The organism is Streptomyces sp. 11-1-2 (assembly GCF_003595545.1).
GTDB classification, from domain to species: domain Bacteria; phylum Actinomycetota; class Actinomycetes; order Streptomycetales; family Streptomycetaceae; genus Streptomyces; species Streptomyces hygroscopicus_B.
This window is the reverse complement of record NZ_CP022545.1, coordinates 1101117-1117036: the sequence shown is the minus strand read 5'-3', so window position 1 is coordinate 1117036 and position 15920 is coordinate 1101117. Positions and strand designations below refer to the sequence as shown.

The 15920-nt window shown below is 73.0% G+C and carries 12 protein-coding genes; 9 read left to right on the top strand and 3 right to left on the bottom strand.

Annotation, left to right across the window (positions count from 1 at the left end; genetic code table 11):
- Positions 1-150: 150 nt before the first annotated feature.
- A complete protein-coding gene (locus CGL27_RS04655) occupies positions 151-891 on the top strand; it encodes an SDR family oxidoreductase (RefSeq protein WP_119984754.1) in 741 nt (246 codons plus the stop codon).
- Between the two features lie 17 nt (positions 892-908).
- Here the strand turns inward: CGL27_RS04655 and CGL27_RS04650 are convergent, their stop codons facing one another.
- Positions 909-3935 carry a SpoIIE family protein phosphatase gene (locus CGL27_RS04650; RefSeq protein WP_240450353.1) on the bottom strand — a complete coding sequence of 1009 codons (3027 nt, stop codon included), beginning with the start codon at positions 3933-3935 and terminating at the stop codon, positions 909-911.
- 174 nt (positions 3936-4109) lie between these two features.
- Here CGL27_RS04650 and CGL27_RS04645 point away from each other — a divergent pair, with 174 nt between their 5' ends.
- Positions 4110-5288 (top strand): acyl-CoA dehydrogenase family protein, encoded by a 1179-nt coding sequence (locus CGL27_RS04645; protein WP_119994244.1) that lies wholly within the window; start codon positions 4110-4112, stop codon positions 5286-5288.
- A 33-nt stretch (positions 5289-5321) separates the two neighbouring features.
- Positions 5322-5780 (top strand): Rrf2 family transcriptional regulator, encoded by a 459-nt coding sequence (locus CGL27_RS04640; protein WP_119984752.1) that lies wholly within the window; start codon positions 5322-5324, stop codon positions 5778-5780.
- A gap of 18 nt (positions 5781-5798) precedes the next feature.
- Here CGL27_RS04640 and CGL27_RS04635 read toward each other — a convergent pair whose 3' ends face one another.
- On the bottom strand, positions 5799-6521 hold the full coding sequence (locus tag CGL27_RS04635) for a TetR/AcrR family transcriptional regulator C-terminal domain-containing protein (protein ID WP_240450352.1): 723 nt from the start codon (positions 6519-6521) through the stop codon (positions 5799-5801).
- Between the two features lie 200 nt (positions 6522-6721).
- On the opposite strand from CGL27_RS04635, the gene CGL27_RS04630 reads away from it, so the two are divergent.
- On the top strand, positions 6722-8326 hold the full coding sequence (locus tag CGL27_RS04630) for a CocE/NonD family hydrolase (RefSeq protein ID WP_205587899.1): 1605 nt from the start codon (positions 6722-6724) through the stop codon (positions 8324-8326).
- 107 nt (positions 8327-8433) lie between these two features.
- On the opposite strand, the gene CGL27_RS04625 is transcribed toward CGL27_RS04630, so the two are convergent.
- Complete coding sequence (locus CGL27_RS04625; protein ID WP_205587622.1) at positions 8434-9420, bottom strand: D-2-hydroxyacid dehydrogenase; 987 nt, start codon at positions 9418-9420, stop codon at positions 8434-8436.
- A gap of 445 nt (positions 9421-9865) precedes the next feature.
- Between CGL27_RS04625 and CGL27_RS04620 the strand changes: the two genes are divergently transcribed.
- The 5 genes from CGL27_RS04620 to CGL27_RS04600 all read left to right on the top strand — a co-directional run bounded on the left by CGL27_RS04620 (position 9866) and on the right by CGL27_RS04600 (position 15913).
- A complete protein-coding gene (locus tag CGL27_RS04620; RefSeq protein ID WP_119984744.1) occupies positions 9866-11233 on the top strand; it encodes an MFS transporter in 1368 nt (455 codons plus the stop codon).
- Positions 11234-11300: 67 nt separating this feature from the next.
- Positions 11301-11966 carry an HAD-IA family hydrolase gene (locus CGL27_RS04615; protein ID WP_119984742.1) on the top strand — a complete coding sequence of 222 codons (666 nt, stop codon included), beginning with the start codon at positions 11301-11303 and terminating at the stop codon, positions 11964-11966.
- 48 nt (positions 11967-12014) lie between these two features.
- A complete protein-coding gene (locus CGL27_RS04610; RefSeq protein WP_119984740.1) occupies positions 12015-13409 on the top strand; it encodes an FAD-dependent oxidoreductase in 1395 nt (464 codons plus the stop codon).
- 96 nt (positions 13410-13505) lie between these two features.
- The gene (locus CGL27_RS04605; RefSeq protein ID WP_119984738.1) at positions 13506-15110 is read left to right on the top strand and encodes a PucR family transcriptional regulator ligand-binding domain-containing protein; all 1605 of its coding nucleotides are present in this window, start codon (positions 13506-13508) and stop codon (positions 15108-15110) included.
- Positions 15098-15913 carry a methyltransferase gene (locus CGL27_RS04600; RefSeq protein WP_078638598.1) on the top strand — a complete coding sequence of 272 codons (816 nt, stop codon included), beginning with the start codon at positions 15098-15100 and terminating at the stop codon, positions 15911-15913. The genes CGL27_RS04605 and CGL27_RS04600 overlap by 13 nt, the downstream gene beginning before the upstream one ends.
- Positions 15914-15920: the final 7 nt, after the last annotated feature.

Genomic DNA, 15920 nt, shown 5'->3' with positions numbered 1-15920 from the left:
GGATGAGCGGATATGGCGTCACGTCACCGGGCCGCCGCGTCCGTTCAGCCTCAGCGGCGGCGAGCCGTCCGGCCCGGCGTGGGCGGGTGCGGTAATCATCCGGTGCGTGCGGTGTGGATCGGTGTCCGGCACACGGTGAGGAGTGTCCGCATGAGTGGTGAGCTGTCCGGAGCCACGGCCCTGGTCACGGGCGCCACGGCGGGGATCGGCCGCGCCGTGGCGCTGGGCCTGGCGGCGCTGGGGGCCGAGGTCGTCGTGCACGGCCGGGACGCGCGGCGGGGTGCGGAGGTGGTCCAGGAGGTGTCCGCGGCGGGCGCCACGGCCAGATTCGTGGCGGCGGATCTCGCCGAGGCCGACGATGTGCGGCGGCTGGCCGCCGAGGCGGGGGAGGTGGACGTCCTGGTCAACAACGCCGGTGTCTACCGGTTCGCGGACACCGCCGGGACCTCGTCCGAGATGTTCGACGTCCATATGGCCATCAACGCCCGCGCACCGCTGCTGCTGGTCGGGCGGCTCGCACCGGGTATGGCCGCTCGGGGCCACGGGGCCATCGTCAACCTCAGCACCGTCGCCGCCGGTGCTGCCGCCCGCAACGCGGGGGCGTACGGCGCCTCGAAGGCCGCGCTGGAGCTGCTGACCCGGGTGTGGGCCGATGAGTTCGGTGGCCGGGGAGTCCGGGTCAACGCCGTGCGTTCGGGCCCGGTCCGTACGCCGGGCACCTCCGAGATGGGGGAGGAGGCCCTCCGGGCCGTGGCGCGGAGCACGGTCCTGGACCGACCCGCGGCGCCCGAGGAGATCGCCGAAGCCGTTCTGTTCCTCGTCTCCTCGCGGGCGAGCTACATCACCGGCGCCATCCTGGAGGCCCGGGGCGGCGAACTCGCCATCGGTTGACGCGGGCCGCCGTACTCCTAGACCGCGCCGCCGCAGGCGATGGGCTGTTCCGTCCAGATGCACTTGCCCTCGGCGGTGTAGCGGGTCCCCCAGCGCTGCGAGAGCGCGGAGACCAGTTGCAGCCCCCGCCCGCCCTCGTCCGTCTCGGCGGCCCGGCGGATCCGGGGAGTGGTGGAGCTGGCGTCCGAGACTTCGCAGATCAGCGATCTGCCACGGATCAGCCGGAGCCGGGTCGGCCCCCTCGCGTGCCGCACGACATTGGCCACCAGCTCGCTCACCAGCAGTTCGGTGGTCATGACGAGATCGTCGAGATCCCATGCCTCCAGCTGTTCGCGGACATGGGTGCGGGCGAGACCGGCGGCCACCGGGTCCTCCGGCAGCGGCCACCCGGCGGTGTTCCCGGAGGGCAGTCCGTGGAGCCGGGCGATCAGCAGGGCGGTGTCGTCGGCGGTCAGCCGCTGGGCGGGCAGCATCGTCCCGACCAGGAGGTCACAGAGCCGGTCGAGCCGGTCGTGGTCCTCGCCGTGCTCGCCGCCCGGCCCCCGGCCATTGGTACGCGGACGGCGCGGCGGACAGGTGAGGAGCCGGCCGTACTCGCTGGTGAGCACCTGGGTGCACTCGGCGATGCCGGTGTCGATATCGCGCGCCGCGGACTCCACCAGACCGTCGGTGAACAGCACCAGCAGACTGCCGTCGGGCAACTGGAGATCCACGGTGGAGAACGGCGGCTCGGCGGCGCCCAGCGGCGGATCGGGCGTCGGATCCAGGCACTCCACGCTTCCGTCGGGGCGCACGATCAGCGGCGGGGGATGACCGGCGCGGGCGAGGGAGCAGCACCCCGAGACGGGGTCGTACACCGCGTACAGACAGGTGGCGAAGGAGTCGTCGCCCAGATCGCTGACGACCTCGTTCAGATGGGCCAGGACCTCCTCGGGAGGCAGTTCCAGGTTGGCGAGCGTGTGCACGGCGGTGCGCAGCCGCCCCATGGTGGCGGCCTCGGCCAGACCGTGGCCCATCACATCGCCGATGACGACGGCCACCCGCTCCGCGGACAGCGGAATGACGTCGTACCAGTCGCCGCCGATGTCCGTACCGCTGCTGGCGGGCAGATAGCGGACGGCGGGGGTGAGGGCGGCCGGCGAGGGCAGGGTCCGGGGCAGCAGTCCGCGCTGGAGCGCCTGGGCGCGGGCGTGCTCGGTGTCGTAGAGACGGGCCCGGGCCAGCGCCTGGGCGACCATTCCGCTGAGGGCGGTGAGCAGGGTGCGCTCATCGGCGGTGAGGCGGCGGGGCTCGTCGAAGGAGACGGTGCAGGTGCCGATGGCGTTTCCCGAGGCGATCAGGGGAAGCACGGCCCAGGCGTTCTTCCGGGCCAGGGCGGGGCTGCCGGACAGGTCCGGGAAGAGCCGCACGTACTCCTCGGTCGAGGAGATGAAGAACGACCGCCGTGAGCCGAGCACTTCGTTGAGCAGACGGTAGCCCCCGAAGGCCGGGACCCCGTCGATCCTGCGGAGGAAGGCGCGGGGATAGCCCACGGAGCCCACTACGTTCAGCCGGCCGCCCTCCAGGAACAGCACCAGCAGACCCGAGGCGCCGAACGGCGGCAGTACATGCGCGGCGACGACCTGGACGACGTCCTGGGTGGTCACCGCGTCGGCCAGCGCGCTGGCCAACTCGCTGATCCTGGCGGCCTGTTCGGCACCGGCGCGCTCGGCCTCCGCGCGCCGCGCGGCCTGGGTGCGCCGTTCGGTCGCATCGGTGAGATAGGCCGTCAGCCCATCGGGCACGGAGACCAGCCGGATGTGGTACCAGCGGTCATCGGTGGGCCACTGGATGTCGAACCCGGTCGGCCTGCCGTCGGCGGCGGCGCGCCGGCAGCGCTCCTCCAGCTCGGGGACCGTGCCCGCGGGGCCCTCCCAGAGCGGCCTGCCGAGCACCTCCGCGGCCGGGCCGACCAGGCGCTCGGCCTCGACATTGAGGAAGGTGATCCGCCAGTCCTGGTTCACCGCGAAGAACGCGTCGCTCATGTACCGCAGCGCCTGCCCCACCGACTCCCGGGCCATCCGGCTCTCGGTGGTGTCCCAGACCTTCCCGATCATGCGGACGGGCTCGCCGTTCTCGTCCAGCTCGAGATGGGCGCGGCTCTGCACCCACCCGCTGGTCCCGTCGGGGCGGCGGACCCGGTACTCGGCCTCGTACCCGCTCCGCTCACGGAGCGACTTCTCGGTGGCGGCCATCACCCGCGGCATGTCCTCGGGGTGGATCAGGTCGATCCAGCTCTCGATCCGCCGCTCGTAGCCGCGGGGGATGCCCAGGAGTGTCAGGCCCGCCCGGTCCCACCACATCTCACCGGTGCGGATGCCCCATTCCCAGGAGCCGACGTTGACCACTTCCAGGGACTGCTGGAGCACCGAGCCGCCCGGCCGTTGGTGCCACCACGGGTGTTCGTCGCAGTCGCCGATCCCGCCCGCCGAGCGCGAGAGACGGTGCTCCGCCCAGCGTCCCACCGCCTCGAGGAAGGCGGCCTGTTCCGGGGTCGGCTCCCGCGGGCCGGTGAGGACGGACAGCGCGCCCACCGGCCCGTCCGGCCCGGTCAGCGGAACGGATGCCACCGTGGTCGCCGCCGGCAGGGCCCCGGAGGAGGCGCGGCTGGTCTCCCCGGGCCCGAAGGTCGCCCCGGGCCCGAGGGTCTCGCCGGGCCCGAGGGTCTCGCCGGCGGCCGCCGGCAGCCAGACGAAGCGGCCGTCCCGCACGGCCCGGGCGGGGGCGAGTGGGGCCTCGTCCTGGCGGATCTCCTCCCAGCCCCCGAGGGCGGCCGGCGGCAGCCCGCTGGCCAGGACCAGGCGCAGCGTACGGCTGCCGGCCGGGCCGCAGGACCAGTGCATCAGCCCCGCGAGTCCGCCCAGCTCGGAGACCGCCTGGTCCAGGGCGTGCTGCAGCACCTCACGGTCGTTGAGCTCGGCGCCCACCGTCGAGAGCAGGGAAAGCCGTTCGTCGCCCCATGAGTGGGAGCGCCCCACCGCGTCTGTTTCGCGCCGCTCCTCCATCCCCGGACCTCACCTCATGGAATAGGGCATTCTCGGACAAACGTAGCACTGGCATATGTGGAACATCCCTCACTGGACGTCCGTGGCCAGTTTCCCTATTTTCCCTACTGGAAAAATAGGGAATGATGAAGCCCGGCCGGATGGAGGGGAGCGGGCGTGACGGTGGTGGATGCGATGGCCGAAGCGCCCGACCGAGCGTGGTGGCTGCAGATCGCCGGCGAGGCGGCGGACGACCTCGCCACGGACGCGGTCATCCGCGACCAGGCCGGCAAGACGCCGTACGACGAGGTCGCCCGGTTGCGCGAGGCGGGGCTCCTGGCGCTGCTGATCCCCGTCGAGCACGGGGGCGGGGGAGCGGGCTGGTCCACGGCCTGCGCCGTGGTGCGGAAGATCGCCGCGGCCGATGGCGCGATCGGCCAGGTCCTCGGCTGCCACTACCTGCTGTCCTTCAGCGCCCGCTTCTTCGGCGGGGCCGATCTGGCCGCCCGGCTGGAGCGGGAGTCGGCGGCGGGGCAGTGGTGCTGGGGCGGCGGGCTGACCGCCCGTGAGCCACGGCTGACGCTCACCTCCGGGAGGGACGGCCGGGTGGTGAACGGACGCCAGGGGTACGCCACCGGCGTCCTGGTCGCCGACCGGCTGGCCGTCCGCGCCACCCATGCCGACACCGGTGAACCCCTCGCCGTGCTCGTCGACCCCGCCGATCCCGGTGTGGTGTGCGGCGGCGACGACGGGGACACCTTCGGGCAGCGGCTGGCGGCCGGCGGAAGCGTGGAGTTCGACGCGGTGCCGGTCGAGGACGGTGCGGTGCTCGGCCCGCTCTCCTGGGACGAGGACACCCCGTCGCCCTTCAGCGGTCTGGCCGCGCCGACCGGACGTCTGGTCTCGGCGCAGATCTGTCTCGGGATCGCGCAGGGGGTGCTCGCCGAGGCCCGCGAGTACACCAGGGCCGTGCACGCGCCCTGGCCGCACACCTCCCCGCGCGATCCGTACGCGCTGACCACCTACGGGGAACTCACCGTGGCCACGCTCTCCGCCGCCGCCCTCGCCGACCAGGCGCTGGAGGCCCTGGACGGCGGGCTGGCGCGGGGCGAGGACCTGACCGACGACGAATGCGCCGAGATCACCGTGCTCGCCGCCGCGGCCGAGGCCGCCGCCTCCCGGGCCGCCCACGACGCCACCGCCCGCGCCCTGGACGTCGTCGGCGCACGCTCCGCCTCCTCCGCCTACGGATTCGACCGCTTCTGGCGCAACGCGCGCACCCATACGCTCTACGACCCCGTCGCCCACCGGCTCCACGAGGTCGGGGACTACTTCCTCAACGGCGAGCACCCCCCGTTCACCCTGCCCTTCTGACGGCCCGCCGCGCCGGTGGCGGATAATCGGGGCATGCGGATCTCGGCGAAGGCGGACTATGCGGTGCGGGCGGCGTTGGAACTGGCCGCGGTGGGGGAGGGCACCTCCGTCAAGGCTGAGGTGATCGCCGGTGCGCAGGGCATACCGCACAAGTTTCTCGAAGGGATTCTGGGCGATCTGCGCCGGGGCGGGCTGGTGGCCAGCCAGCGCGGGGGCAATGGCGGCTACCGGCTGGCCCGCCCGGCGGACACCATCAGCATCGCCGAGGTGATCCGGGTGGTCGACGGACCCCTGGTGTCGGTGCGCGGAGTGCGCCCGCCCGAGCTGTCGTACTGCGGGCCGGCGGAGTCGCTGCTGCCGCTGTGGATCGCGGTGCGGGCCAATGTGCGCAAGATCCTCGGCGAGGTGACCCTCGCGGAGGTGGCCGCGGCCCGGCTGCCCGGCGATGTTCTGGGCCTCGCCGAGGATCCCGAGGCATGGACCAATCCCTAGCGGCCTCCCGCCGCCGCGTTACGACCCCGCGTCCAGGCCGTCGACCATGCGGTCCAGCAGACGGGCGAACGTGGCCTCGGGGGTGAGCGGGCGGGCGGGGGCGGAGAGCGCCTCGGCGAGCTCAGGGTGGTGTCCGTCGGCGGCCACCGCGGTGAGGTACCGGGCATCGGCGGCGGCCCGGTCGGGTGAGTCGGCGAGCGCGGCCTGAGCGATCTCATCGGCGACGAGTCCGGCGACGAAACCCGTGATCAGGCTGAACACCTCCAGCTTCGCGCCGCCGTCCAGCGCGGTGGGCCGCAGGGCGGCGAGCGCGTGTTCCACGAAGGCCAGGGTGTTGGGCCCGAGGGACCAGCGGCGGTTGAACAGCGCGCCGGGGAGCCATGGGTGGCGCAGCATCAGGGCGCGCTGGGTGTGGGCGATGGTCTTCAGATCGGCGCGCCAGTCGCCGGTCAGCGGGGCCGGTGGTGACAGCTCGCCGTTGACCTGGTCGACCATCAGCCGCAGCAGCGTCTCCTTGTCGGGAGCGTAGCTGTAGAGCGACATGACCCCGGCGCCGACCTGCGACGCCACCCGCCTCATGGTGACCGCGTCGATTCCCTCGGCGTCCGCCAGGGCGACGGCTGCGGCGGTGATCGCCTCACGGCTGAAGGCGGGTTTACGCCCCTTGCGGGGCTGCTGGGGGCTCTGCCACAGCTGCTGGGGGTCGACGCCTCCGGCGCCGGACCCGTCACCGCGAACCACGACCTGATCGCTCCTTCCCGCCATGACGACTTGCGGAATCCATCCAAGCATCTACTATTCTCGTACGTGGTACGGGAATGCAGGGAGGGGAACGCGGGATGACGTCACCTACGCGTGATGGCGGGTCCGGGGCCACCGACGGAGCGGCCGCGGCCGCCTGGATCGCGCCTTCGGGCAGGCCACCGCTGGCGGCGCGGATGATGAGGGCGACCTGGCGCTCCCTTCCGGCCAGGCGGTACGAGGCCGGACGGGAGGCGGACCTCGAGGTGCCGGCCGCCGACGGCAGCACCCTCCGCGCGGACCACTACTTCCCCCGCGCCGAGGGCGACTTTCCCACCCTGCTGGTGCGCTCGCCCTACGGCAGGGGAGTGCCCTGGTCGCCCATGTACGGGATGCTCTTCGCCGAACAGGGCTTCCATGTCGTCCTGCAGAGCTGCCGCGGCACCGGTGGCTCGGGCGGCGAGTTCGACCTGTGGCGCAACGAGGCGGCCGACGGCCAGGCCACCGTGGCGTGGCTGCGGGACCAGCCCTGGTTCAACGGCGCGCTGGGCACCATCGGTCCCAGCTATCTCGGCTATGTGCAGTGGGCGCTCGCCCTGGACCCGCCGCCGGAGCTGCGGGCGATGGTGGTGCAGGTCGGGCTGCACGACCCCCATGCCCTGTTCCACCGCGGCGGCGCGCTCCAACTGGAGAACGCCCTGCTCGTCGGCTCCGGCATGACCGCCCAGCACCGGGGGTTCGGCCCCTTCGTACGGGCCACGCTGCGCCTCCGGCGCCATCTGAAGCACATCACGCGGGCGCTGCCGCTGCGCGGATCGTACGCGCGTGGCCTCGGGGGTGAACTGCCCTGGCTGGACGGCGTGATGTCCCATCCGGACGCCGGTGACCCGTTCTGGAAAGGCGCGTCCACCGGTGGTGCCGCCGACGGCCTGCGCGTCCCCACCTGCCTGATCAGCGGCTGGCAGGACGCGCTGGTGGACCAGACCTTCGAGCAGTACGGCAGGCTGCGCCGGTCCGGCTGCGACACCTCCCTGCTCGTCGGACCCTGGACCCACACCTCCGCGCTCCAGCGGGGCTGGCCGGAGGTATTCGCCGAAAGTCTCGCCTGGCTGCGCGCGCATCTGTGCGGCGCCCCCTCGGGGCTGCGCCCGGCCCGGGTGCGGGTGCACATCGGCGGTCAGGGGCACTGGCGGGACCTCGACGACTGGCCGCAGTCCCCGGACACCGCCTCGTGGTACCCCGCGGAGGGCGGGCGGCTCACCCGGCAGTCGCCCGAAACGTCCGCCTCGCTGGCCTCCTTCCGCTACGACCCGGCCGACCCCACCCCGTCCATCGGCGGGCCGCTGCTCTCGCCCACCTCCGGGAGCCGGGACAACGGCGATCTCGAGAAGCGCCCCGATGTGCTGACGTTCACCGGCGAGCCGATGGCCGAGCCCATGGACGTTCTCGGCCCGGTCGCGGCGCGGCTGCGGATCTCCACCGACACCGGGTACGCCGATGTCTTCGCCCGCCTGTGCGACGTCGACGAACAGGGCCGTTCGGTCAATGTGTGCGACGGGCTGGTGCGGCTGCCGACCGGGCCGGGGCAGCCCGTGGCGATCACCGTGCCGATGAGCTCCACCGCCCACCGCTTCCTCCCCGGCCACCGGGTCCGTCTGCAGATCAGCGGCGGTGCCCACCCCCGTTACGCCCGCAACACCGGAAGTGGCGAGCCGGCGCTCGACGCGACCACCCTCACGCCCGTGCGCATCACCGTGCACGGGGCCTCGGTGCTGGACCTCCCGGTGGTCCGCGCCGAGCGGTGAGCCGGTGACTGGCGCGCGCGGGGGGCGTGCCGGCCGCCGATGCACACCGCCGCCCGGCACCGGGCGGACACCCGGCCGCGGTCAGGAGCCCCGCCCCGGCGGGCCTCCTACCGTGGCCGGGCCGGATCGTCCACCACATAGCCGAGGGCCTTGTCGACCACATTGCGCAGCGGACGGCCCTCGCTCCGCCGGATCAGATTGTCGAGGAACAGCTCGCCCAGGTCACCGCGCCAGTCCGTCACCTCGCCCGCGGTGTGCGGGGAGACGATGACGCCCGGCATCTCCCACAGGGGCGACTCCACGGGCAGCGGCTCGTGGGTGAAGACGTCCAGCGCCGCCCCGGCCAGCCTGCCCTGGGCCAGGGCGTCGACGAGGGCCTGCTCGTCGACCAGCGGGCCACGCCCGACGTTGACCAGCCGCGCACCCCGCTTCATCGCCGCCAGCACGGGCGCGTCGACCATGCCACGGGTGGCGGGGGTGAGCGGGGCGGCCAGGACCACATAATCCGCCTCGCCCAGCGCCTCGAGCAGGGCCGCCGGGCCGTGCACCACGCCGAAGTCCGGGTCGCCGGTCCGCGGTGTACGGCCGGCACCGCTGACCCGCATGCCGACCGCGCGCAGCAGACGGGCGACGGCACGCCCGATGGAGCCGGTGCCCCAGACCAGGACCGTACGGTCGCCGATGCGGTCGCTGTCCGAGGGCCGCCACTCCCGGCGGCGCTGATGCTCCCAGGTGCCGGGGAAGTCCTTGGCGAGGGAGAGGATCAGCCCCAGGACGTACTCGGCGATGGGCCGGTCGTAGACGCCCCGCGCGTTGGTGAGCACCACCTCGGGATTGCCGGTCAGCGCGGGGAAGAGAAACGGGTCCACCCCCGCCGCCGCCACATGCACCCAGCGCGGCGCCTTCGCCGGATCGCCGGGCCAGGCGGCGGCCACCGCGGTGGACAGCGGCCACCACGCGAGCAGGGCGTCCGCCCCCGGGAGGAACAGCGGCAGCTCCTCCTCGGTGGCGTACACCGTCTCGGCGAGGGACTCGATCCGCGCCCGGTTGGGCGGCAGATGGTCCCGGTACAGGACGACCAGCCGGTCAGCCACGTCCGGCCCCCACGGGCCGGTCGGCGGGAAAGCGCACCTGCCCGCCTGGAACACCTGCCGCGGCGGTGGCATCGGTCATGACGGGTCTCCCACGGGCGTGACGGATACGGGCGGACGCCTCAAGCCTGACCGCCGCCACGCCGGTGGACAACGGACAGAGTGTCCACCCGATGACGAGGGACGGAACACGGTGGACGTTGACGGTGGCCGTCGGCTGAACCAGGGTGATGGCCAGCCGGAACGCGCCACCGGTCGCTCCGGAGCCCATCCCCGTCCCCGGGCCACACCCCGCCCACCGCGCGGTTCCCCCGCCGCATGCGTCCCGACCGCGTACACCGCCGTGCGTGCCCACCGAATGCTTGACACACGATGCCCGCCACCGCCCCGCCACCCCCGGCATCGGCCCGCGCCGCAGCGCCCCTCCTCGTCCCCAGGAGAAGCAAGCATGTCCCTTCCCAGAACCTCCCGAGAGCCCCACCAGAACTCCTCGCCCACCCTGGACAACGCCCCCGTCACCGCCTTCCACCGCAGGATGGTCCTCGTCGCCATGGGCGGTCCGTTCTGCGACGGCTATCTGCTCGGCATCATGGGGGTGGCGCTCAGCCTGATCACCCCGGCCCTGGCCCTGGACACGCTGTGGACCGGGCTCGTCGCGGCGTCCGTCCTGGTGGGCGTCTTCCTCGGTGGCGTGGTGTTCGGCCCGATCACCGACCGGGCGGGCCGCCATCTGATGTATGTGATCAACCTGGCGGCGTTCGTGATCGGCTCCGCGCTGCAGTTCTTCGTCACCGAGGCGTGGCAGCTACTGGTGCTGCGGCTGTTCATCGGCATCGCCATCGGCGCCGACTACCCGATCGCCTCGGCCCTCACCACCGAGCTGGTGCCGCGCCGGATGCGTGGCCCCGCCCTGTCCGGGCTGGTCCTGGCCTGGTGGGTCGGCTACGGGGTCAGCTACTGGGCCGGGTGGCTGCTGCTGGGCACCGGCGACGACGCATGGCGCTGGATGCTCGCCTCCGGAGCGGTCCCCGCCGTGCTCTTCCTCCTCCTGCGGGCGGGCGTTCCCGAGTCGCCACGGTGGCTGGCGTCGCGGGGACGGGTGGAGGAGGCCAGAGAGGTCGTACGCCGCCACCTCGGCCAGGAGGTCAGCGCCGAGGAACTGCTCGTCGAGACCCGCCAGGACCGGCGCGGCGGCTCCGGGATGGGCAATCTCGCCGAGATCTTCCGCCGCGGCTACGGGATCCCCGCGCTGTTCTGCTCGCTGTTCTGGATCTGTCAGGTGGCGCCCGCCTTCGCGGTGCGGTCGTTCCAGCCGCAGATGCTGGAATCCTTCGGGGTGACCGGCACGTTCGGCGCCAGCGCGCTGATCACCACGATCGCGGTCGCCGGAACGGGCCTGGGACTGGTCGTGGTCAATCGCATCGGCAGGCGTCCGCTGCTCATCGGCAGCTTCCTGTGCATCAATGTCTCCCTGATCGCGCTCATCGTGCTGCCACTGCACTACGCGGTCCTGGTGGTGGGCCTCTTCGCCGCCTTCCAGTTCTTCGAGGCCGCGGGCAGCGGACTGCAGTTCGTCTATCCCAGCGAGCTGTTCCCCACCGATCTGCGGGCCACCGGCGTCGGGGTCGCCACCGCCATGAGCCGGGTGGGCTCCGCCTCCAGCACCTTCCTGCTCCCGATGGCCACCGCCGACCTCGGGGTGCGCGGCACCCTCGCCATCGGGGTGGCGATCACACTCATCGGCCTGGTGGTCTCCGTCCTCCTCGCCCCCGAGACCAAGAACCTCGGCCTGGCCGAAGCCAGCAGCCGCGCCTGACGCTCCACCAAATAGTTACCTGACGCATCGTCAATAACGTTGTCACCGCCTCGGAAAGGACGCACCCATGCGCAAGCTGGTCTCCTTCGACTGCTACCGCACGCTCATCAACTTCGACACCCGCACCGCCACTCACGAGATCGTCAAGGACCGGCTCGCCGAGTTCGGTGTCGACCCCGAACAGTTCCACCACGACGCGTATGTGATGCGTTTCCAGGGCGTCCTGGACGAATACCTGCCCTACCGGGAGATCGTCCGCCGCACCCTGCGCAACGTCATGACACTGCACGGCCTGGAGTACCGGGACGAGGACGGCGAGGCGCTGATCGAGGCCATCAAGAAGTTCACCCCCTTCCGCGAGGTCCCCGACGCGCTGCGCCGCCTCAAGGGCGAGTACGACATCGCGATCCTCTCCAACAGCGAGGACGACCTGATCGCCTACGCCGTCGAGGCACTGGGCGTGGACTTCGACCATGTGCTCACCGCCGAGCAGGCCGGCGCCTACAAGCCGCTGCCGCAGGCGTTCGAGTACCTCATGAAGGCCACCGGCCGCGGCCCCGGGGACATCATCCACACCGCCCAGGGCTGGGAGTACGACATCATGCCGACCAAGCGCTACGCGGGCATGCGGCGGATCTGGGTGAACCGCTACGGCTTCCCCGGCTCGCCCGCCTTCCAGCCGTACGAGGAGATCAAGGACCTGTCCGAGCTGCCCGGACTGCTCGGGGTCTGACCCCCGCCCCGGCCACTCCCGCCACCGCCCACCCCGCGAAGGGAATCCATGACCGCCACCACGGCCGGCCGTCCGGCACCGGTCAACGGCCGCGTCGCCCACTGGTTCGCCGAACTCCCCACCCCGCGCCCGGCGTTGCCCGGCGACCGCGACGCGGATGTGTGCGTCGTCGGCGCCGGACTGACCGGGCTGTGGACCGCGTACTACCTCAAACACGCCGACCCCGGTCTCCGGATCACCGTCCTGGAGGCCGAGTTCGCCGGATTCGGTGCCTCCGGCCGCAACGGCGGCTGGGCCTCCGGACTGATCCCCGGCGCCCGCGACCGGATGGCCAGGGCCTATGGCAGGCCCGCCGTCCTGGACTGGCAGCGGGCCATGAACGAGGCGGTGGACGAGGTGATCGACGTCGCCTCCCGCGAGGGCATCGACGCCGGCATCGTCAAGGGCGGCACCCTGCGCGTCGCCCGCACCCCCGCCCAGGCCACCCGGCTGCGCCACAAGGTCGAACAGGACCATGAGTGGGGGGTGGCCGACTCGGTGCTGCTCACCCCCGCCGAATCCGCGAGGCGCATCCGCGTCGACGGGGTCACCGCCGCCGCCTTCACCCCCCACTGCGCCCGGCTGCAGCCGGCCGCCCTGGTCCGCGGCCTCGCCGACACCGTCGAACGGCTCGGTGTCACCATCCATGAGAAGTCCCCGGTCACCGCCATCGAACCGGGCCGTGCGATCACCGCGCACGGCACCGTCCGGGCCCCCGTCGTCCTCCGGGCCACCGAGGGGTTCACCGCGTCCCTCAAGGGGCTGCGGCGGGCCTGGCTGCCCATGAACAGCTCCATGATCGTCACCGAACCGCTGCCCGCCCGGATCTGGCGGGAGATCGGCTGGGAGGGCCGGGAGACCCTCGGGGACACCGCCCACGGCCATATGTACGCCCAGCGCACCGCGGACGACCGGATCGCGATCGGCGGCCGCGGGGTGCCCTACCGCTTCGGCTCGCGCACCGACCACCAGGGGCGGGTCGGCGAGCGGACGATCGGTCAGCTCATCCGGACCCTGGAGCGGATGCTGCCGCAGACGGCCGGGGTCCGGGCGGACCACGCGTGGTGCGGGGTGCTGGCCGTGCCCCGCGACTGGTCCGCCACGGTCGGCCTGGACCGGGCCACCGGGCTCGGCTGGGCCGGCGGATACGTCGGCCACGGAGTCACCTCCACCAACCTGGCCGCCCGCACCCTCACCGATCTGGTCCTGGAGCGCGACACCCGGCTCACCCGGCTGCCGTGGACCGGCCACGCCCCGGGCACCTGGGAGCCCGAGCCGTTCCGCTGGCTGGGGGTGCGCGGCCTGTACGTCGCCTACCGCCTCGCCGACCGCCATGAGGCGGGCGGACGTGTCCGTACCTCACCCATCGCCACCATCGCCGACCTCATCGCACGCCGTCCGTGAGGCCGCCCGCCGCCGCGTCCGGGCCCCGTTCGGTGGCCCTGGGCGCGGTGGCCCGGCTCTGCGATGATGAGCGGTATCCGGAGGGAGTCCGTCCAGATGCCGTTGCTCACGGTTGCCGACGTCCTGCGCCTTCCCGTCATCGTCGCGGGACTTCCCCGTGTCATGGCCGGTGAGGGGGAGCTGGCCCGTGCGGTCCGCTGGGTGCATGTCACCGAGCTGCTCGACCCCGCCTCGTTCCTCGAGGGCGGAGAGCTCGTACTGACCACCGGCATGCCCCAGCCCAACGACCCCAGCCGGTTGCGCGGCTATGTGGACCAGCTGGCCGACATCGGCGCCGCGGGGCTCGTGGTGGAGCTCGGCCGCCGCTACCAGCAGGTGCCACCGGACCTGGTGGCCGCCTGCCGCGCACGGGACCTTCCGCTGATCGTCCTGTCCCGCGGCATCCGCTTCATCGAGGTGACCCAGACCGTCCACGCGCTGATCCTGGACGCGCAGGGCGAGCTGCTGCGCCGCTCCCAGCAGGTCCATGAGATCTTCACCGCGCTGACGCTGCGCAACGCGGAGCCGAAGGAGCTGGTCCGCGCCGCCGCCGATCTGATGGGCCGCCCGGTGGTTCTGGAGAACCTGCTGCACCACGCGGTGGTCTCCGGTACGGCGGGCGGCACGGCCGGCAAAGTCCTGGAGGCGTGGCCGCGCCGCTCCCGTGCCACGCCGACCCCCGACACCGCGGGGGCCAGCGGACCCGAGGACTGGCTGGTGGCCCCCGTCGAGCACAACGGCCGTCGCTGGGGACGGCTGGTGGCGCTGCCGGACGCGGCCGCCCCCGCGGCCGACCCGGAACACACCATGATCCTCAGGCGCGCCGCCACCGCGCTCACCCTGGCCCGGCTGACCGGCCACACCCAGTGGGACCGCCAGGCCCACACCTGCGCGCTGCTGGAACTGCTGCGCTGGAGCTACCGCGGCCGTACCGAGGCGCGCATCCGCATCGAGGCCCTCGGCATACCCGTCGTCGGCCACCGCCTCATCGCCCTCGCCATCGGCCACCACGGCGCCACCGCCGACGAGACGGGTCTGGACGACCGGCTCGCCGACGCCCTGCGGGACTCCGGCATCAGGGCCCTGGTGGGGCGGCTCTCCCCGGACCGGACCGGGGTGCTGCTCGCGCTGGCCCGGGCCAGCGCCTGGCAGCCGGTGGTGGAGCGGGTCAGCCGGCTCACCGAGGAGACACTGGGCGAGCCGGGGGTGGTGGCGGTCGGTCCGGGAGTGACGGAGATCGACCAGGTGGCACGGGCGTTCCGGGAGGCCGAGGAGGTCGTGGACGCCATCGGCCCCGGCACCCCGCACCGGCCGTTCCATGTGCCCTCCGACGTCGGACTGCCCGAGCTGCTGTACGCGCTCCGCGACGACGTCCGTGTGCAGAAGTACGTAGAGCACCAGCTGGGCAGGCTGATCGAGTACGACGAGCGGCATGCGGGCGATCTGCTGAGCACGCTGCGCCACTATCTCGCCGCGGGCAACAAGTCCATCGCCGCCAAACAGATCGGCCTCTCCCGCCAGGCGTTCTACCAGCGGCTGCACACCATCGAACGGCTGCTCGGCCGCGACCTGGAGTCCGGTGTGCAGCGCACCCAGCTCCATGTCGCCGTCACCGCCCTGGACACGCTGACGGCGGCCCGCACGGGAGGATGGGACGCATGACATCCGAGACCGGCTATCTGCTGGACAACCGGCAACGCGAGGCCGGGCGGCGCTTCGACGCGCTGGCCGAGCTCTTCGACCCGTGGACCCTCGACCACCTCGACCACCTCGGCCTGGCCGCCGGTTGGCGCTGCTGGGAGGTGGGAGCGGGCGGCCCGTCGGTGCCCACCGCCCTCGCGGAGCGGACCGGGCCCACCGGACAGGTGCTGGTGACCGACATCGACACCTCCTGGCTGACGGAGCTGTCCGGCCCGGCCGCCGCCCCGATCGAGGTGCGGCGCCATGACGTGGCCCGCGACGAGCCACCGGGTGGCGGCTTCGACCTCGTCCACGCCCGGCTGGTGCTGGTGCATCTGCCCGACCGGGCCGAGGCGCTGCGGCGGATGGCCGAGGCGGTACGGCCGGGCGGGTGGCTGGTGGTGGAGGACGCCGACCCGGCGCTCCAGCCCCTCGCCTGCCCCGATGAGCGCGGCCCGGCCGAGGAGCTGGCCAACCGGATCCGCCGCGGGTTCCGCGCGCTGCTCGCCGAGCGCGGTGTGGACCTCGCCTTCGGCCGCACCCTGCCCGCCCTGCTGCGCGGCGCCGGGCTGCACGACGTACGCGCCGAGGGCTGCTTCCCGCTGACCTCCCCGGCGTGCCGGGAGCTGGAGGCGGCCACCGTGCGTCAGCTGCGCGGGCGGCTGGTGGCGGGCGAGCTGGCCACCGAGGAGGAGATCGAGCGCCATCTGGACCACCTGCGCGGCGAGGGGATGGACGTCACCACCGCCCCGCTCATCACCTGTTGGGGCCGGCGCCCCCACTGAGCGGATG

Bases quoted from the DNA above. Each gene is read 5' to 3' on its own strand.
- CGL27_RS04640 (WP_119984752.1), top strand. From the start codon at position 5,322: ATGCGGATCTCGGCGAAGGCGGACTATGCGGTGCGGGCGGCGTTGGAA.
- CGL27_RS04605 (WP_119984738.1), top strand. From the start codon at position 13,506: ATGCCGTTGCTCACGGTTGCCGACGTCCTGCGCCTTCCCGTCATCGTC.
- CGL27_RS04610 (WP_119984740.1), top strand. From the start codon at position 12,015: ATGACCGCCACCACGGCCGGCCGTCCGGCACCGGTCAACGGCCGCGTC.
- CGL27_RS04620 (WP_119984744.1), top strand. From the start codon at position 9,866: ATGTCCCTTCCCAGAACCTCCCGAGAGCCCCACCAGAACTCCTCGCCC.
- CGL27_RS04645 (WP_119994244.1), top strand. From the start codon at position 4,110: ATGGCCGAAGCGCCCGACCGAGCGTGGTGGCTGCAGATCGCCGGCGAG.
- CGL27_RS04650 (WP_240450353.1), bottom strand. From the start codon at position 3,935: ATGGAGGAGCGGCGCGAAACAGACGCGGTGGGGCGCTCCCACTCATGG.
- CGL27_RS04615 (WP_119984742.1), top strand. From the start codon at position 11,301: ATGCGCAAGCTGGTCTCCTTCGACTGCTACCGCACGCTCATCAACTTC.
- CGL27_RS04600 (WP_078638598.1), top strand. From the start codon at position 15,098: ATGGGACGCATGACATCCGAGACCGGCTATCTGCTGGACAACCGGCAA.
- CGL27_RS04655 (WP_119984754.1), top strand. From the start codon at position 151: ATGAGTGGTGAGCTGTCCGGAGCCACGGCCCTGGTCACGGGCGCCACG.
- CGL27_RS04630 (WP_205587899.1), top strand. From the start codon at position 6,722: ATGAGGGCGACCTGGCGCTCCCTTCCGGCCAGGCGGTACGAGGCCGGA.